An 18,903-nucleotide genomic window follows, 5' to 3' on the forward strand; every position below is an offset into this window, starting at 1 on the left:
CCTACTGGTACTAAATGCTTTCGGCATCCTTATTTCAACTACCGCAAACTACTAAATGCTCAATACTAACTACTTAATGCTCTTTACCGACAGTTCCCTCCATTTCCCGTACCATTCCAATCCCAATAAAATGACAATTCCCGAGGCGATACAAAAAAGCGCCCACCAGTTTTCGCCCAAGGTGAAATCGGGAAAATAGCGTTCGTAATTTACAATGATCGCCTTGCCGGAGGAATCGATAAGGGGATTGCCCGCGGCGTCCATTTTGTAGATGGTTTTTTTCCATGGCCATACCACGCCCAGAGAGCCGGTTATAAAACCGATAATTACGGCAGTGGTAATGTGCTTATAGTGTTTAAGCACATAGCTCAATAAATGGGATAGGCTTACTAGGCCAGTAAGGGAACCCAAGGTAAAAATAGCAAGAATATTCAGGATATGCAATCGAGCCTGGTTTTGGATAAAACTAAAGTCACCGCGCAACATTTCGGCGAAGGTTTCGTAAAGCGCATTGACCGAATCGACCAACAACAACACGTAATTTCCCAGCAAGATTAGGATAAAAGAACCTGAAAGTCCCGGTAAGGTCATGCCCGATACACTGATAATACCGCAGATAAAGATGAAGAAGAGATTGTCATTTTCCTTTGCGGGACTCAAAAAGCTGATGGAAATTCCGATGAGCAGCCCGATAATTCCGGCAACTATGGTTCTTCGGTTCCAATGTTCGAAGTCTTTACCGATATAGTAAATGGAGCCTAAGATCATTCCGAAGAAAGCGGACCACACAAGCAGTTCTTTTTTGGCCAGAAAATAGTCCAATACCTGCGATACGCTGAAATAGCTGACCAGCATTCCGAAAATCAGTAGGGTGAGAAAGGTACCATTGATATAGCGATAGAAGCTTTTAAACCTGCCATTGAGCAAAAGCTTAAAGGCTTTGACATTAATTTTTTGTAGCGAATAAATAAACTCTTCATAGAAGCCCCCAACGAAGGCTACGATACCGCCAGATACCCCAGGTACTTTGTTCGCCGCCCCCATGCATAGGCCTTTGATGACCAAAAAGAATTTGTCTGTGACCGATCTCGTTTCGTACATCTAGGGAAGCCTAATTATTATACATTCATGTACCTATGACCGCACAAGTAATTTGATGACTGTTTCTATAAAACCTGCACGATGTGGAACCGGGATATCCCCAAACTGGGGTTCATCTTTTTGAAGCGGTACGTTCAAGGATAAAAATAAGAGAAAAACCTATGATAGCGGCAATAAGGGCATAGATAAGTTGGTTGTCGCCCTCAAAGGCGAACGGGGAGACGTTCTCATCGATGATAATCTCTTTATCACCGATTGTTTTGGTTTCCATTATTCGTTTCCAAGGCCATATTTTGTTGAGGGAGCCCAAAATAAATCCGGTAAGCACCGCCAAGGTTGCGTTCTTGTAGTTGTTGAACATCCATTTCAGCAGTTTGGCAAAGCTGAGCAATCCGAAGATCGCTCCCGTTCCCACGATAGCGATAAGGGTTATGTTCCTTTCGTGTACGGCATCGAGGATAGTTTTGTACGACCCGAGCAGTACCAAAATAAACGCTCCTGAGATACCGGGAAGAATCATGGCGCAGACCGCCAAGGCCCCTGATAGAAATAGAAAGAGCATACTGTCACTGTTGCCCGATGGGGGTATCGTAGTAATGTAGTAGGCGACCGCGGCTCCTATCAAGAGGGAAACAATGGCCCCGCCATTCCATCTTTGGATTTCCTTGCCTACAAAAAAGATACTGGCAGTGACCAATCCGAAAAAAAAAGACCATAAAAGTACCGGTTCGTTCTCAAGCAACCAGCTGACCAAACTGGCCAGGGAGACAAGGCTGATAAAGATTCCCAAGAAAAGCGCCACCAAAAAATTGCCGTTCAATTGCCTCCATGCCGCTTTAAGGCCTTCTTTCTTCCAAGTTTTGAACAGCAAAAGATTGACATTGTTTATCGAGGTAATCAGCTCTTCGTAGATGCCGGAGATGAAAGCAATTGTTCCTCCCGAAACCCCTGGTACTACGTCGGCCGCGCCCATGGCCATTCCCTTTAGTGTAACGAAGGTGTACTGGAGTAAATTTCTGTTTTCCATGAAATGAGTTCAAAGATCACAAAAATAGGATTTTATATGGCGTAAAAGGGGAATCGGGAAATAGAAAAAAATGGGAAGCGCTGACAGTTTTAGATTGGGCCTAGGAGCCAGGGTCTCATTGGAAGCGGGGTAAAAACGGATTACCGGGGGCCTTTACAATTTACGTTCCACCTCTGTAACAATATTTCTTACCCAGGCCATCTCGGCGTATTGGGGAAATTCATCGTAAAACAGCTGAAGTTTTCCGAAACTCAGATGTAAGGCATCGATAAGGCTGATACGCGCATTGATAAGATCGTTGGTTTCGAGCTGAAATCCGGCTATCTTGTATTTTATTTCGGCACTCTCGGGATAAAACTCCTCTCCCTGTGCCAAAATATGTAAGGCACCGGGCAGGTCATGATTGCACTTGGCCACGTGGGCCCAGCCAAGCCAGGTAGTTAAATCGTAGTTGCCCAGCTCAACGGACTGTTTGTAGGCGAAGTCCGCATAATCGAATTTGCCCAAGGCCTCGTTGATTTGGGCACATTTGTTCCAGTAATTGGGATTTTCCCCGTCGATGTTCAGGGCTTTATTGATGTAAGAGAGGGCTTTGTCATAGTTTTTTCTGCGAAAGTAAAAATCCGTGAAGGCCAGCCATCCTTTGTCCAACATTGGATCTTCGTGTACCGTGTGATAGTAATGGTATTTAGCCAATTCATCGTTCCCCAGCTGCTCGTGGCATTTTCCGATACGAAGGTAGGCGTGCGAGGTAGGGTCTTCCATCTGTATCGTGGCCTCATAGTTTTCGATGGCCTCGTTATATTTCCCCATACGTTCCAAAACTTTGCCTTTCTCGAAATAGGCCCCAATAAAAGTGTCGTCGGAAATGATGGCAAAATCGAAGGAGGTCAAGGCCTCTGGGTATTTGGCCTTGGCGAAATAGAGCTTTCCCAACTGGTGCCATGCCATTTCGCAATAGGGATTCTTGTTGAGGTAATCGTTGAGATAACGAATGGCCCCGTCATAATCCTCTAAAAGCTCAAAACAGTAGATGACATTGTAGAGCGAGGAATAATCCTGCTGGTCGAAGGCGACGCAGTACATAAAGCTTTCCTTTGCGAGCTTAAAATCGTCCATGAAAAGGTATTCCATTCCTAATAGGGAGTGAATGTCAAAACTGTTTTCCGAAAGGTTTAGCGCCTTTTGCAGCAGTGCTACGGCCGCCTCATGGTTGTCTTTCTTGGAATAGATGTTTGCCCGTTGGATGTAAATTTCCTCATTATTACCGTCCAGTACCTGAAGGGCATCCAAATAATGTTCGGCAAGATCTAGTTGGTTTTCGAAGACGAGCACCTCTACCTCCAGTAATTTCAGCTCTACCGAAACCGGATGTTGTCGCAGTCCGATCTTGATCGCCTTTTTTGCCAAGGCGATCCTACCGTTGTTGAGGTAGTGATGAATGATATCCTCAAAATCATCGGCATCAAAGAAATAGACGTCGTCGGTCTTGAGCATCGATTCGAACTTGTCGATGGGTTGATTTGGCTTTTCGTTGGATTCTAAGGCCATAGAACGGTTTTGGTTACGGAATCGCCCCTTATGTACTTTAGGGAAGGTTTTTAGTATAAAATTAATGCTTATCCGTTTCGAGACCTAAACCGGACGTAGGACTTAGACTTAGGACAAAGGACTAAAAAAATTTGAAAAAGCGGTCCATTTGATAGAAAAGTCATCGGTCTTATGTCTTAAATCCTCCCGTCTTGTTGACTTATTTGACGAGTAGGAAAATAGGCGGAAAAGCATTTGAAATTAAAAGTAGCCCTTTTGTCCGAATTTTTGTAACAGGGTACATCCTATATTATTAACAAAATAGTTAACAGGTTATTGTCCGTATTCGGTTAGTGTCTCTAAAATAATACCGCAACCTTTCTCAATTTCCTCAATACTTAGAGTCAACGGGGGCGAAATCCGCACCGCTTTAGGCTCGAATAGCAACCAGAATAGAATGAGTCCCTTTTTAGCACAAGTGAGGACCAAATGGTTCGCGATATCGGAATTTTCCAGGATCAGGGCCAACATGAGTCCTTTTCCCCTGATTTCTTTTATCAGGGGGTGGACCAACAAATTTCGGAAGTGTTCCTCCTTTTCTAGCGTCTGGGCAATTAGGTCGGTCTCGGTAATTTCTTGAAGGGTGGCCAGACAGGCGGCCGCAATCACCGGATTTCCCCCAAAGGTGGTAATATGGCCCAATTTGGGGCTATCCTGTAGGGTCGCCATCCTTTCTCGGGAAGCCGTAAAAGCGCCGACGGGCAGGCCCGAGGCCATTCCCTTGCCCAGCACCAAAATATCCGGGAGGCAGTCGTAGTGCCCAAAAGCGAAAAGCTTACCCGTTCGGCCGAATCCCGGTTGTATTTCATCCAAGATTAATAGGGCCCCCGTTTCGTGGCAGCGGTGTCTGACCTTTTTGAGAAAGTCGTTCTCCGGTTCGATAAAACCCGCTCCCCCTTGGATGGTCTCCAAGATTACACCTGCTGTTTTTTCTGTAATCTTCACAAGATCCTCTTCGTGGTTAAAACGGATAAACGACACATCGGGAATCAAGGGTCTAAAGGGTGCCTTTCGCTCCTCGAGGCCCATCAGGCTTAAACTGCCCATAGTATTGCCGTGATAGGCCTTTCGGGCGGAAATCAACTGGCTTCTGCCGGTGACCCTTCGAGCCAGTTTGATGGCGCCTTCGACCGCCTCGGTGCCGGAATTTACGAGATAGGTAGTTTCCAGCGGGGCAGGTAGGAGGGAAGCCAACAATTTGGTGTAGGCGACTGCCGGACGCTGTACGTATTCGCCGTAGACCATCACGTGCATGTAGGTGGCGGCCTGTTCCTGTACGGCCTTTACGACTTTCGGATGACCGTGGCCAAGGCAACAGGCGGAAACCCCGGCCACAAAGTCGAGATGGGCCTTGCCGTCGGTATCGAAAATGTAGCTGCCCTCGGCATGCGAAATCTCCAGAGCCAATGGATGGGGGGTTGTCTGCGCCTGATGTTTTAGGAAGTCGTTTTTCACGGGGATTTTTTTAAGAGCCAAGAGCCAATGCGTTGTGGGCATTTTTCCTATTCCTTCGAGTCGGTGGTCAGTTTCTTTAGCTTCGGTCGTTCCCCTGGTTTTGGCTTTTGATTGAGTAATTGATCCTCCTCTGGTTTTTCCGGGCGGTTCGCCGCTTGGCTTGGGGATGCCGGTCTTAGGATCGGAATTCTGTTCACCGGGTCCCCTGCGTTTCTTTCCCTATCCTCTTCCTCCGCATCGATATCGATGGGATTGTCGATGCCGCGAATGATAGGAAGTACCATGTTGTTGTCGTCTTCATCGAAAATATCATCCTTGGTCAAAATCCGTTCATCGCCACGCCATACGAATCCCTCTAACTTCCTGCTTTCGGGAGGGAGCTCTTTTTCGGGAAAAATATCGCCTTCGGGATTGGTAAAAAAGGTAAGGTTCTCGATATCGTTGTCCGCCATCGTAATACTGATCTTACTGCAGGTGGTCTTGTCAATACCGATCAGTTCGTCGTCATCATTGTACATATAGTAGATCACTTCGGTATTCTGGACCAAATCGATGAGCTTTAGCTCGTTCTCGATGAATTTCCCGTATAAATTAATCCCTTTGGCCTGGTTGTAACCGGTCATACTAACACTATCCAAAGAAATGATAAACGCGTTATTAAGTACTTTAAGGGAATCGAGTTGTTCGGTTTTTTTGTTGGACAAGAGGTGGATGCTATCTCCTGTCATTTGGTTTTCGGCGTTCCAGATCACGGGGTTGTCGATTAGCTGCGTGATTCCCGTCTTTTCTTTGGAATGAATGGAATCGCATTTTCCACTAAGGTCCGTCTTATAGAATTTGGCATTGTGGAAGGCCCGTAGAATCCGATTTTCCGGTTTACCGGTGACCATCAGGGTGTCGCCGTGCATGTATAGGGAGTCTTGCTCGACCAAGCTGATGGACACCGCCCTTTTCGTCGCAAAAACGGAATCCTTACCCTTGAACACCTCCGCGTAATGGGCTCGGATTACGCCGTCGTTCACGGTATCGGTAACCGTAATATTGTTGGTTGCCGAGGCGAACTCGGTGGCTTTGTCAAAGTATACACTATCGCCCTCAACGATTCGGTCGTTGTAATCGATTCGGGTATTTTTTATGCCGTAACCGCTTTCGACCTTGGTGTCGTAAAATCCCCTTTCGAAATAGAACGTATACGTATTTCCTGTAATGGTGGAAGGCCCGTACATATAAGCGTTCTTCGAGGTCTCATAGTAATCCAACCGCTCGGAGTCGACGGTATATTCGGGGTTGTCGATGTGTACGCTATCTAGAAACTGCAATTTTTTCAATTCCATAAAATACCGACCTATCCGGCTGGTCAGGGTATTGACCGAATCGATGATGGTGCCGGAATCCAGATAGTACGATTCCTGTTTTTCGCGATTGAAATAAAGGGTGTCGGTACGCAGGGTGGTTTTGTTGCTTTCCAGAAGTACATCCTCATAGGCCTTGGCCAGTTTGGTCTCCCCGTCATAATTGATTTTCCCACTGGTCATGCGTACCGAATCGCCCTGCTGCAAACGTACGTTGCCCAAGGCACGAAGCCGGTTTTCCTTTTGATAGAAAATGGCGATGTCGCACCACAGATCCGCCCCTTGGTGCTCGAACTGTACCTGCCGTTCATCCTTGCTGAATATGGACGCGCCGGGGAACTGCGCCTCGTCCTTCGTGAAATTGGCACCGTGCACGATGTTGATCCGTTTCCCCGCAACGGTGTCCGCTTCAATTGGTGGGGTTTGCGTATCATCGGAATCTGTGTCCTGCGCGGAACAAATTGCGGTGACGAAAAGGAATACTAAAATGTAAGTAACGTGTCGCAATTCCTCTAAATTTTGTCCAAAAATATGTTTTTTTTAAAGGAGGGGGATATCCCTTAGGATAGAATTATGAGGGATGCCACTGCGAGGACTGCCACTTTTACGCTGAATAAACATCGTTGGTCACCATGGGATGGGCAAGGTCAATGGAAGGATTCAATTTTGGCATATACCGAGGGGTCAAAAAAGATCAATTGGGTCACCGATGAATGGTCTGTGTACGATCAGGGCCAACGGACACAATTTTAATCGGTGTTTCGAGTGCCTTTTCCAAAAAGTCGATGTAGGTGTTGAGGGCATCGGGCAGCTGTTCGGCCTCGGTCATCTGGGTAAGGTCCTTTTGCCAACCCTTCATCTCGGTATAGACCGGGGTTAGGTTTTCCGCCTCGATGTTATAGGGCAGGTGGTCAATTTTATCCCCTTTGTAGTTATAGGCGGTACAGACCTTTATTTTTTTAAAGCCGCTCAAGACATCGGCCTTCATCATCATCAGCTCGGTAACCCCGTTGATCTGTACGGCATACTTGAGGGCGACAAGATCCAACCACCCGCAGCGCCTGGGGCGACCGGTGGTGGCGCCGAATTCGTTGCCCACGCGGGCCATGGCTTCCCCGTCCTTATCAAAAAGCTCGGTAGGGAAGGGCCCACTGCCGACTCGGGTGGTGTAAGCCTTAAAAATACCTTTTACCTCCCCGATCTGGTTCGGGGCAACGCCCAGACCGGTACAGGCTCCCGCAGCGGTGGTATTGCTGGAGGTCACAAAAGGATAGGTGCCAAAATCGATGTCCAACAAGGATCCCTGCGCCCCTTCGGCCAAAATCTTTTTACCTTTTTTCTGGGCTTGGTACAGATACTCCTCGCTATCGATAAAGGTCAGCTGCCGTAAGGTTTCGATGGAATTGAAGAACTCCGTTTCAAGTTCGGCCAGGTTGTACTGTATATCCACATTGTAGAAACCTATCATCGCCTCGTGTTTGTTGGCAAGGGCGCGGTATTTTTCTTTCCAGTCGTCCAGTTCAAGGTCCCCGATTCGCATCCCGTTCCGGCCGGTCTTATCCATGTACGTGGGACCTATCCCTTTCAGGGTCGATCCGATTTTTGCTTTACCCTTGGAGGTTTCGGAAGCCGCATCCAACAAGCGATGTGTGGGCAAGATCAAGTGGGCCTTTCGCGAGATGAAGAGTTTCGAAGTTACATCGAGGTCGAATTTTTCAAGCGCGTCGAGTTCCTTCTTAAAGATTACCGGATCGATGACAACGCCATTACCGACAATATTGATTGCCTTTTTATGGAAGATGCCCGAAGGTATCGTGTGCAAGACATGCTTGATGCCATCAAATTCCAAGGTATGACCCGCATTCGGACCGCCTTGAAAACGCGCGATAATATCATAGTTCGTAGTCAGTACGTCGACGATTTTTCCTTTTCCTTCGTCGCCCCACTGCAGGCCTAATAATAAATCTACTGCCATTTATAATGTATGCTTAGCTGTTGGTTTTTTCGTTTTTGATTTCCGGATCCCCGTCGTTTTCTTCCGGCTGGTTGCGTGTACCGTAAAAATATAAAGAGTGCGTATTGATTTTGATGTCGAACACTTCTTCGATTGTTTTTTTAATGGATTGAATGCGGGGATCGCAAAACTCGACTACCTCTCCGGTGTCGGTCAAGATGACATGATCGTGCTGGCGGTCGAAATACGACTTTTCGTACTGTGCCTGGTTCTTGCCGAACTGGTGCTTGCGTACCAATTTGCAGTCCAAAAGAAGTTCTATGGTGTTGTAGAGCGTAGCTCGGCTGACCCGATAGTTTTTGTTTTTCATGCCGATGTAGAGCGATTCGATATCGAAATGCTCGTCACTATCGTAAATCTCTTGTAGGATGGCATAGCGTTCGGGCGTCTTCCGATGCCCGTTTTCCTCCAAAAAAGTGGTAAAAACGTTCTTGACGATTTCCTGATTTTTGTTCATTGCCATAACAGGGATGCTTCTGGGCCAACAAAGGTACAGTTCTTTTTCATACCTCGGATATAAACCCAAATACAAACTTAATATCTGGTTGAAATGGCATCCGGACACCTATTCGTCTACCGTCTTCTCATAGTCTACTCACCTTATCGATTCCGTGGATTTTCTTTAGGTTGGCTATCAATTTTTTTAGAATGCTCTTGTTTTTGACCACTACGGTGATCTTGCCGGTAAAAGTGCCGCCATCGGTGCTAAAATTCAGGTTTCGCATGTTGACGTGCATCTCATCGGAAATGATGTCGGTAATCTCATTGATGAGTCCCAAATTATCGATACCCGTAAGCTGCAGCTCGGACCTGAATTCCTGTTGGGTCGAATCTATCCATTTGGCACTGATAATACGATAAGCATAGTTCGACTGGAGCTGTATCGCATTGGGACAGTTTTTTTTGTGCACTTTTATACCCTCGTTCACACTGACAAAGCCGAAAACGGGATCGCCGGGAATGGGGTTACAGCATTGCGATAGTTTATAATCCAACTTTTCCTCTTCTTGGCCGAAGACGAGCATGTCGTATTTTGAGGTTATCTCGTCTTTATCGATATCCTGCGGGGTCGGGGTACGCCTTATCTTGTTTTTGAAAAAACTGATGAACGCATTGTTATACGACGAGGCAAAATCTTTGATCATCTGGTTGTCGATCGATCCCGTACCGATCCGATAAAAAAGGTCTAGGCTGGTCTTTAGCTTAAAAAAGACCACCATTTTATTGACGGAGTCTTCGTTCAGCGTGATTTTTTGGGACTTCAATTTTCTGCGTAGGATTTCCTTGCCTTCCTCGGCGGTGGATTTTTTCTCTTCCCGTAAAGAGGATTTTATCTTGGACCTTGCCCTGGCAGTAGTGGCATAGTCCAGCCAGTTCTGGTTGGGCCTCGCCTGCTCCGAGGTCATGATCTCGACCTGGTCCCCGCTTTTGAGGGTAGTATTCAAGGGTACGAGTTTACCGTTCACCTTGGCCCCGCGGGTGCTCATACCCACTTCGGTATGAATATGAAAGGCAAAATCTAGGGGGGTTGCACCCTTGGGTAGGGATTTCAGCTCGCCTTGGGGGGTGAATACGAAAATTTCTTTGGAGTACAGGTTCAGTTTGAATTCCTCGACGAAGTCTACCGCATTCGTATTCGAGTTTTCCATGGCTTCCTGCAACCTGTTCAGCCAGACTTCGATACCCATCTCCTTTTGTTCGCCGTGCTTGTACTTAAAGTGTGCGGCATAGCCTTTTTCGGCGATCTCGTGCATCCGCTCGCTGCGGATCTGAACCTCTACCCAACGGCCCTTTGGACCCATGACCGTAATGTGCAGCGCTTCGTATCCGGTAGATTTTGGAGAGGATATCCAATCCCTCAGCCGTACGGGGTTTGGAGTGAAGTGATCGGTAACGATGGAATAGATCTTCCAAGCCAGGAATTTCTCGTTCTGTCGGTCAGATCTGTAAATAATGCGCAAGGCAAATTTATCGTAAATCTCGTTGAACGAGACGTTCTGGGCCTTCATCTTCCGGCGGATGGAGTAGATGGATTTCATGCGCCCCTTAATGGTATAGTTAAGGCCTTCTTCTTTCAGGGATTTGTCGATAATGTCCGAAAATGCGTCGATGTAAGACTGCTGCTCCTCCTTTGAGTCCTCAATTTTGTTCTTGATGTCACGATACACACTGGGCTCGGTGTACTTGAGGCTGAGATCTTCGAGCTCGGTCTTAATATTATAGAGGCCTATCCGGTGGGCCAAGGGGGCGTAAATATAAAGGGTTTCAGACGCCATTTGAACCTGTTTATGCTCGGGCATAGCGTCCATAGTGAGCATGTTGTGGTAGCGGTCCGCAATTTTGATAATAATAACTCGGACATCGTCGTGCAGGGTGAGCAGCATTTTCCGAAAATTCTCGGCCTGTTGCGAGGTACTCATATCCTTTTTCAGGTGGGCGATTTTCGTGAGTCCGTCAACGATCCGCGCTATAGTTTCCCCGAACATGCGCTCGATATCGTCCAAGGTGTATTCCGTGTCCTCGACCACGTCGTGAAGTAGGGCAGAGGCTATTGAGGTGGCATCGAGTCCGATTTCGGAAGCCACGATCCGGGCCACGGCAATAGGATGGAAGACGTAAGCTTCTCCCGATTTACGGCGCTGTTCCTTATGTCCATCGACCGCAACCTCAAAGGCGGCGCGTATCAGTTTTTTGTCATCATCGGACAAGTGTTGGTAGCTGATACGAAGCAATTCCTTGTATTGCTTGGCAATCTCTTTGTTTTCCAATTCTAGTGCTGCCTGTGTCATTTGCGCAAGTTCTACCTCTAAAGTACCATAATCTTAATTGGTACACAACAAAAAGTATGCCCGGTGGGGGGGGGTAAACTTTTTAGCTAAAAGAAAGATACTACCATTATTTCTTTGAAACAGAACTATCGCCATTGAACCTGATCAAAAGACGAAAGGAAGAAGGAACCATGATAGCGCTATGCTCAAGGGTGTTTTTTGGCATTGGATCGAATTTTGGATGTTCCCGAAAGTGTATGCGTCTTTCTTCCTTCCTCATTCCGTTTTGAGGTTCCTGATCCTGGCAATGAGGGGCGGATGGGAATAGTGCACGAACACATAGGCGGGATGCGGGGTAAGATTGCTCAAACTATTTTTCGAAAGTTTTTTTAAGGATGTGATCAAAGGGGATGCCGCGTACGTATTTTTGGCATAATCATCGGCCTGGTACTCGAATTTACGGGAAAGGTGGTTCATGAGCAGTCCCGTTACCTCTGAAATGGGACTGTATAGGATGCCAAACCCGATCAATGCGGCATGAAAACTGGGCCGGGAGACGCCAATAGCATGCGATACTTCGGGATGGTTGATAAAAAGGGATAAAATAAAAAATGTGACGCCCGTCAGTAAAATGGATGCAATGAGGTTAAAGACGATATGGTTTCTTTTGTAATGGCCCACTTCATGGGCGAGTACCGCTACGATTTCTTCTTCTTCCAAATCGTCTATAAGGGTGTCGTAGAGCGTAATCTTTTTCTCCTTGGCAAACCCCGAAAAATAGGCATTGGCCTTCGTCGATCTCTTTGAGCCATCGATGACGAAGATACTTTGGAGCTCGAAACCGACGTTTTGCGCGTAGTTCTCTATTTTAGTCCTTAGACTGCCCATGTCCAATGGGGTGAGGGTGTTGAACAGGGGCACGATCAACCTGCTATAGAAAAGGTTCATAAATACGGTAAACACCGCCACCAGTATCCAGGCGTATATCCAGAAATTGCTGCCCGCCCATTCGAAAAACCAGATGATCAGGGCCAATAGCCCCCCGCCGATCACCGCCATCATGAGCCATCCCTTTACTTTATCCATAAAAAAAGTGCCCTTGGTCGTTTTATTAAAGCCAAACTTTTCCTCGATGACGAAGGTGGAGTAATAGGAGAACGGTAAGGTCACGATATCGCTGCCGATCAGAATGATGCCAAAAAACGCCAAGGCCATAAGTATAGGATTGTCGGTGACATCCCGAGCAATTTGATCTACCCATTCGAAGCCGCCGAAAATTAAGAACCCCAGGGTCAGAAGCAGCGAAAAGGTCGAGGTAAGTAGCCCAAAGCGATAGTTGGCTTTCTTATAGGCCTGGGATTTTTCATATTCCTCCGAATTGAAAACGTCGTCCAATTCTTCCGGCACCGGATCTCCGTAACGTTTTGCGTTGAGGTAATCCAATCCGGTTTCCACGAGGTACTGCAAAATCAGAATAAGGATGATGATGTAGAAAAGGGTGTTCAAATTTTTAGTTTAAGTGTTCATAGGATTTTGGTTCTGCATTTTTTTTGCTTTTTTCGTCTAATGTCTAATGTCTAATGTCTAATGTCTAATGTCTAATGTCTAATGTCTAATGTCTAATGTCTAATGTCTAATGTCTAACGTCTAACGTCTAACGTCTAACGTCTAACACGTAACTCCCCCCGCTGCCGTTTGGCCTCAAAGATAAGGATCGCGGCGGAGACCGATACGTTCATGGAGTCGATTTCCCCGGCCATGGGGATAATAATATTTTGATCGGAATTATCGAGCCATTCCCGGGAGAGTCCCGTTGCCTCCGTACCGACTACAATGGCGGAAGCTGCATTAAAATCTACTTCCGTGTAGGTTGTCGAGGCCGCTAAGTCGGCGCAATAACATGTAATGTCGGCGCGCTTTAAAAAGGATATGATTTCGGATGTGCTTCCCACTGCGATGTTGTTCGTGAAAATACAGCCGACACTAGAGCGGATGGTATTGGGGTTGTAGAGGTCGGTCTTCGGATTGGCGATTAGGATCGCATCAAGGCCGGCGGCATCCGCGGTACGGAGCAGGGCCCCGATATTTCCCGGCTTTTCGGGCGCCTCCGCAATCAGGATCAATGGATTTCGGGTTGCTAAGGAAAGCGTTTCAAGGGAATGGGATTTGTCGTGGACCAAGGCCAGTACCCCTTCCGTTGTCTTTCGATAAGCAAGCTTCCCATAGACCTCCTTGCTGAGTCTCACGATTTGTGGAGGGGTCTCAAAGGCTTCCGTCAGCTTGCGGATTTTATCTTCGGAAACCATCCCATCCTGAAATAAAATGGTATCCAAGAAGTAGTTGCCTTTGACCGCCAACTGCAGCTCCCGCAATCCCTCCAGTACAAAAAGTCCCGTTTTTTTCCGTTCCCTCGACTTGTTCTGCAAGACCCCTATTTTTTTGACCAACGGGTTCTGTAGACTCTGGATCTCTTTCATTTCAAACATCCTACAAATGTAAGTAAAACGGTGAAAGCCTGATCGGGGGAGGTGTTTTTCAATATAACGTCTTTTAATTTACGGCAGATGCGGGCAAACGCCCTAATCAACGAATGGAATTGTATTGTATATGGCGTATCGTTTTATTTTAAGTAACTTGTATCTTTGTAAATCTAATCGCGCAGGGATTATGGAATTATTGATGTTTGGAGTCGCCAAGGACATCGTAGGGCAAAGTTCTTTTCGTTTTGACGAAGGGGACATTATCCCTAAATCGGTATCGGAATTGAAGGATAAATTAAAGGCAACGTTCCCCGAATTTAAGAAGCTCTCTTCTTTGGCCGTAGCGGTAAACAACGAGTACGCCGAAGAAAATGAGGTGTTGAAGGAAGGGGATGAAATTGCGATAATTCCACCCGTAAGCGGCGGTTAACAGAGCGATGAATATATGGCCGTGAAGAAGAACCTAAAAGGAAATACAGTTGTAGAGATTGTCGATGTACTCAATACCTCCGACGTTTTTAAGGAGCTTTCGCATCCCCATAGCGGTGGTAGCTGTGTTTTCGTGGGAACGGTTCGGGGATTTACCAAAAACGAACAGGTGCTGTCGCTGGAATTCGAGGCGTATAAGGCCATGGCCATTATCGAAATGGAAAAGATTGCCCGTGAGGCTTCCGAAAAATGGGCATTGAACCAGGTCATTGTCCGCCATGCGGTCGGAACGAAGCAAATCGAGGATCCTGTGGTCGTGGTGGGGGCTTCCTCCGCGCATCGGGATGACTGTTTTGAGGCCTGTCGCTATTTGATCGATATCCTTAAAGAACGTGTGCCCATTTGGAAAAAGGAACGGTTTAAGAATAAATCCGTCTGGGTTTCGGCGCATCCTTGATAGTACTAAGTACTAAGTATTAAGTATTGAGTACAAAGAGCCAAGAGTCATGACAAAAACTGGAGCCGGTTGCTGAAAACCGTAAACTAATAAATCCATAAACTAATAAACTCAAAAGTGCTGATAGATAATCACAACAGAAGAATTAACTACCTGCGATTGGCGGTTACCGACCGATGTAATCTGCGGTGCAATTACTGTATGCCCGCCGAGGGGATAGATTTCGCGAGTAACGATCGGCTTTTTACCATTGACGAGCTCGCGCGGTTAAGTGAGATTCTCGTATCCCAGGGCATCGATAAAATCCGGATTACCGGGGGCGAGCCCTTCGTGCGCAAAGACCTGATGGTCTTGCTGCGCCGACTCTCTAAAATGGAGGGACTGAACGACATTTCAGTGACTACCAATGCCACGATTATCGGAAAGTATATCGATGAGCTCAAGGAACTCGGCATCCTGAACATCAATGTCAGTATGGATGCCATTAACCGTGGGACTTTTGAAAAGATTACCCGACGGGACCAATACGATACGGTACACAACAATATCATCCGATTGATTACGGAAGGGTTTAACGTGCGTATCAATTTTATCGCCTTGCAGGGCCAGAATACCGAAGATATTTTACCGATGTTGGAGCTGATCGAGCACTACGACGTCTCGGTCCGTTTTTTGGAGGAAATGCCCTTTAACGGAGGCAGTAAAAAATTTGATAGTATTGCGTGGGATTATAAAAGGATATTGGCCCATATTAAGGAGGCCCATCCAGATTACTATAAGTTGGAATCTCCCAAAACATCGACCTCGATCAATTATAGGATTCCCGGTTTCAAAGGAAGTTTTGGCGTGATTCCCTCGTTCAGCCGTACTTTTTGCGGCAGCTGTAACCGGCTGCGTATTTCTGCGACGGGTGATGTAATTACCTGCCTCTATGCCCAACCAAGTATGAACATACGGGAAATCATGCGAAGTGAAAACTCCGAAGAAAAGGTAAAGGAGCAGATTTTAAAGGCTATCGGTAGCCGGGCCAAAACCGGTTTTGAGGCGCAGGAGAAATATAAAGGGGTCTTTGATAATTCGATGACCTCGATCGGGGGATAGGGATAGACTTGGGACTTGGGACTTGGGTGGCGAGATGAGCGTTGAGACGTGAGATGAACGTTGAGACGTGAGATGAGCGTTGAAATGAGAAGTGCGGAATGCAAAATGAGAAGTGGGCAATGAGAAGCGCTAAGTGCAATTTTGGAGAGGGAAATTTAAAATAGGAGACTGAATGTCGGATAAAAAAAAACTTTCACACCTCGATGCTTCCGGAAACCCCGTCATGGTCGATGTCTCCGATAAAAAGGTGACCGCGCGAACCGCAATTGCGAGCGGACGGGTGGAGTTTCCATCGGAGGTGTTCGGTACCTTGTCGGAGCAGGATTTTTTGGGAAAGAAGGGAAGCATCATCCAAACTGCGGTGATTGCCGGGATACAAGCGGTCAAAAAGACCTCGGAGTTGATTCCCCTTTGCCATCAGATCAACCTGTCAAAGGTGCATATCGATATCCATCCGAAAGAAAACAGATTGGATATCCGTTGTACCGTAAAATGTAGCGAACGGACCGGGGTCGAAATGGAGGCCCTGACCGGGGTTTCGGTCAGTGCCCTTACGATTTACGACATGTGCAAGGCTTTGTCTCACGATATAAAAATTTCCGATATCCGATTGGAACGAAAAACAGGAGGAAAACATGATTATAGGGCCTAAAATTTACGGGTTGGTACTCGCCGGAGGGAAAAGTACCCGCATGGGAAAAGATAAGGGTATGATTCCCTATCACGGCATGCCGCAACGGGAATACCTGTACCATCTATTGAGCCGGGTATGTGAGCAAACGTTTGTAAGTATCCGCCCGGACCAAAAGAAGAATTTTCCCAAAGATATGGAATCCATCGTCGACAATGATTCGTACAAAGGACCTTACAACGGACTCCTCTCCGCCCACGAAAAATTGCCAGAGGCGGCCTGGCTGGTACTGGCCTGCGACCTGCCCCTGATCGACCTGGCGTCGCTGCAGGAACTCATTGCGGCCCGGGACCCGAACGCGATGGCGAGCGCTTTTGCGCACAAAGAAAATCCACTGCCCGAACCCCTTTGCGCCATCTGGGAGCCTCGGTCATTTGAAGCTTCAAAGGCGTATTTGGAAAGCGGGAACGGCACCTGCCCCCGGAAATTCTTGATCAACAACGAAACGAAACTCGTATTTCCCAGAGATCCGAACGTCTTGATGAACGCCAATTCGGAGGAAGAGTACAAAGAGGCCATCGTCAGATTACGAACGGAACGATGAACTTAGAACGATATCAACGACAGACCGCGCTGGCCGGTTTTGGCCTCGCGGCACAACAAAAGCTGCATCAGGCCAAAGTACTGGTGGTCGGTGCGGGAGGGCTGGGCGTTCCTGTGCTTACCTACTTAAATGCGATGGGGGTCGGAACCTTGGGAATCGTCGAAAGGGATACGGTCTCGCTCTCGAATTTACAACGACAGGTGCTGTATTCCGAAGCCGATGTAAACCGACCTAAGTTGGCGAGCGCGCTAAAAAAGTTGCGGGCACAGAATTCCGAAACCGTTTTCAAGACCTACGAAACCTTTTTGAGCCGGGAAAATGCCATGCGAATTCTCGCCGATTACGACGTGGTGGTCGATGCTACCGATAATTTCCCGACCCGATATCTGATCAATGACGCCTGTGTTATCTTAAGAAAGCCTATGGTGTACGGCGCCTTACACGGATTTGAAGGCCAAGTCAGCGTTCTCAATTTTGAAGGGGGACCGACCTATCGCTGTCTTTTCCCGAACATGCCTAAATTCGATGAGGTCCCCGATTGCAACGAAAACGGCGTGTTGGGAATACTTCCCGGCATTATCGGAAACCTTCAGGCCCTTGAAACGGTCAAGCTGCTCACGGGTGTGGGGGAGGTACTTTCGGGCAAGCTGCTCTTGTTCGACGCGCTCTCGAATACTTTTCAGAATATACGCTTTGCAGCCAAGCCAGAAAATTTGAAAATCGATGCTTTGCGGCCCAGCTATGATTTCGATTGCGGCTCCGGATTTAAGTCCATGGATGCCGAAACCTTTCTGAATCTCAAGGCGCTCGAAAGCCGACAACTTATTGATGTGCGTACGCCTAAGGAGTTTGAACGCAATCATTTACAGATTGCCAAAAATATTCCTAGCTCCGAGTTGGAAAACCGACAGCAACAAATCGATTTTGAGGAAGAAATATATGTCGTTTGCCAATCGGGTATACGAAGCAAAAAGGCTATCGAACGGCTTCTCGACTTGCATCCTGATGCCGATTGCACCAACATTACCGGGGGGATGAACCAGATCAGGAAGCATGCTATTACCCATTGAAAGTCTCATAATCCTTTGTTTGGGATTCTTTGTGGTGGCGACGCTTTACTCCTCCGTCGGTTTTGGCGGTGGATCGAGCTATCTGGCCTTGTTGGCCCTGTTTTTGGGGAGCTTCTTTGCCATCCGTTCTATCGCCCTGATCTGTAACTTGATCGTGGTTTCCGGCAGTTCTTATCTCTATTTTAAAAACGGACACGCCCAACTACGGGATTTTCTCCCCTTCGTCCTTACTAGCATTCCCATGGCCTTTATCGGGGCATCCTTCCGATTGGAGGAGCATGTGTTTTTTATTTTATTGGGACTTTCCCTGGTCACCTCGTCCCTGTTTTTGGCTTGGCAGACGTTTTCCAAGAAAAACCTGGCCGAACGGGCTAAAGGATATCCCAAGTACCTCACCTATGTCCTCGGTGGGGGTATCGGGCTCTTATCGGGACTCGTAGGTATCGGGGGCGGTATATTTCTGGCCCCGATACTCAATCACCTGAGGTGGGATAAATCCATCAAGATCGCCGCCTTGGCCAGCTTTTTTATCTTGGTCAATTCCATATCGGGAATTGCAGGCCTGGTTTGGGGCGATATGTTGAGATTACCCTGGAAAGAGACCTTGGCATTTGGCGCCGCAGTGCTGATCGGTGGACAGTTGGGCATCCGGATAAGTTTGAAGCGATTGACCCCGAACGGAATAAAAAGAGTGACCGCATTGTTGGTATTTGTCGTCGGAATCCGAATTTTGATGAAATTTTTGCCCCAGATATTTTAAAGCTTGCCATTGACAATCGGCGTGATCGTGCAAAAATTTTAGGTTTAAGCGCTACTTCGTAGCT

The 18,903-nt window shown here is 47.2% G+C and carries 17 protein-coding genes; 7 read left to right on the top strand and 10 right to left on the bottom strand.

Features of this window, described 5'->3' with window-relative positions:
• Positions 1 to 69 precede the first annotated feature (69 nt).
• The 10 genes from RQM65_RS14890 to RQM65_RS14935 form a co-directional block, all read right to left on the bottom strand.
• On the bottom strand, positions 70 to 1,101 hold the full coding sequence (locus tag RQM65_RS14890; protein ID WP_314016210.1) for a DUF368 domain-containing protein: 1,032 nt from the start codon (positions 1,099 to 1,101) through the stop codon (positions 70 to 72).
• Positions 1,102 to 1,213: 112 nt separating this feature from the next.
• Positions 1,214 to 2,128, bottom strand: a complete 915-nt coding sequence (locus RQM65_RS14895; protein ID WP_314016211.1) for a polyprenyl-phosphate transporter — start codon at positions 2,126 to 2,128, stop codon at positions 1,214 to 1,216.
• A gap of 153 nt (positions 2,129 to 2,281) precedes the next feature.
• Positions 2,282 to 3,679 carry a tetratricopeptide repeat protein gene (locus RQM65_RS14900; protein ID WP_314016212.1) on the bottom strand — a complete coding sequence of 466 codons (1,398 nt, stop codon included), beginning with the start codon at positions 3,677 to 3,679 and terminating at the stop codon, positions 2,282 to 2,284.
• A gap of 312 nt (positions 3,680 to 3,991) precedes the next feature.
• Positions 3,992 to 5,173: an aspartate aminotransferase family protein gene (locus tag RQM65_RS14905; protein ID WP_314016213.1), complete on the bottom strand. Its 1,182-nt coding sequence runs from the start codon at positions 5,171 to 5,173 to the stop codon at positions 3,992 to 3,994.
• 47 nt (positions 5,174 to 5,220) lie between these two features.
• A complete protein-coding gene (locus tag RQM65_RS14910) occupies positions 5,221 to 6,939 on the bottom strand; it encodes an OstA-like protein (protein WP_432279871.1) in 1,719 nt (572 codons plus the stop codon).
• A 289-nt stretch (positions 6,940 to 7,228) separates the two neighbouring features.
• On the bottom strand, positions 7,229 to 8,500 hold the full coding sequence (locus tag RQM65_RS14915) for an adenylosuccinate synthase (RefSeq protein WP_314016215.1): 1,272 nt from the start codon (positions 8,498 to 8,500) through the stop codon (positions 7,229 to 7,231).
• A 13-nt stretch (positions 8,501 to 8,513) separates the two neighbouring features.
• Positions 8,514 to 9,002, bottom strand: coding sequence for a Fur family transcriptional regulator (locus tag RQM65_RS14920; protein ID WP_314016216.1), 489 nt, complete (start codon positions 9,000 to 9,002; stop codon positions 8,514 to 8,516).
• A gap of 121 nt (positions 9,003 to 9,123) precedes the next feature.
• Positions 9,124 to 11,328, bottom strand: a complete 2,205-nt coding sequence (locus RQM65_RS14925; protein WP_314016217.1) for a RelA/SpoT family protein — start codon at positions 11,326 to 11,328, stop codon at positions 9,124 to 9,126.
• Positions 11,329 to 11,583: 255 nt separating this feature from the next.
• A complete protein-coding gene (locus RQM65_RS14930) occupies positions 11,584 to 12,813 on the bottom strand; it encodes a M48 family metallopeptidase (protein WP_314016218.1) in 1,230 nt (409 codons plus the stop codon).
• 155 nt (positions 12,814 to 12,968) lie between these two features.
• Positions 12,969 to 13,784 (bottom strand): TrmH family RNA methyltransferase, encoded by an 816-nt coding sequence (locus RQM65_RS14935; RefSeq protein ID WP_314016219.1) that lies wholly within the window; start codon positions 13,782 to 13,784, stop codon positions 12,969 to 12,971.
• A gap of 190 nt (positions 13,785 to 13,974) precedes the next feature.
• Here RQM65_RS14935 and RQM65_RS14940 point away from each other — a divergent pair, with 190 nt between their 5' ends.
• The 7 genes from RQM65_RS14940 (at position 13,975) to RQM65_RS14970 (ending at position 18,839) form a co-directional block, all read left to right on the top strand.
• Positions 13,975 to 14,217 carry a MoaD/ThiS family protein gene (locus RQM65_RS14940; protein WP_314016220.1) on the top strand — a complete coding sequence of 81 codons (243 nt, stop codon included), beginning with the start codon at positions 13,975 to 13,977 and terminating at the stop codon, positions 14,215 to 14,217.
• A gap of 21 nt (positions 14,218 to 14,238) precedes the next feature.
• Positions 14,239 to 14,673 (top strand): molybdenum cofactor biosynthesis protein MoaE, encoded by a 435-nt coding sequence (locus tag RQM65_RS14945; RefSeq protein WP_314016221.1) that lies wholly within the window; start codon positions 14,239 to 14,241, stop codon positions 14,671 to 14,673.
• 117 nt (positions 14,674 to 14,790) lie between these two features.
• Positions 14,791 to 15,774, top strand: coding sequence for a GTP 3',8-cyclase MoaA (gene moaA, locus RQM65_RS14950; protein ID WP_314016222.1), 984 nt, complete (start codon positions 14,791 to 14,793; stop codon positions 15,772 to 15,774).
• Positions 15,775 to 15,946: 172 nt separating this feature from the next.
• Complete coding sequence (moaC, locus tag RQM65_RS14955; RefSeq protein ID WP_314016223.1) at positions 15,947 to 16,426, top strand: cyclic pyranopterin monophosphate synthase MoaC; 480 nt, start codon at positions 15,947 to 15,949, stop codon at positions 16,424 to 16,426.
• Positions 16,410 to 17,009 (top strand): molybdenum cofactor guanylyltransferase, encoded by a 600-nt coding sequence (gene mobA / locus RQM65_RS14960; RefSeq protein WP_314016224.1) that lies wholly within the window; start codon positions 16,410 to 16,412, stop codon positions 17,007 to 17,009. The genes moaC and mobA overlap by 17 nt, the downstream gene beginning before the upstream one ends.
• Positions 17,006 to 18,079, top strand: a complete 1,074-nt coding sequence (locus RQM65_RS14965) for a ThiF family adenylyltransferase (protein ID WP_314016225.1) — start codon at positions 17,006 to 17,008, stop codon at positions 18,077 to 18,079. Before mobA ends, RQM65_RS14965 begins: the two co-directional genes overlap by 4 nt.
• A complete protein-coding gene (locus RQM65_RS14970; RefSeq protein WP_314016226.1) occupies positions 18,063 to 18,839 on the top strand; it encodes a sulfite exporter TauE/SafE family protein in 777 nt (258 codons plus the stop codon). The genes RQM65_RS14965 and RQM65_RS14970 overlap by 17 nt, the downstream gene beginning before the upstream one ends.
• Positions 18,840 to 18,903 lie beyond the last annotated feature (64 nt).

The organism is Pricia mediterranea, assembly GCF_032248455.1.
Classification (GTDB): domain Bacteria; phylum Bacteroidota; class Bacteroidia; order Flavobacteriales; family Flavobacteriaceae; genus Pricia; species Pricia mediterranea.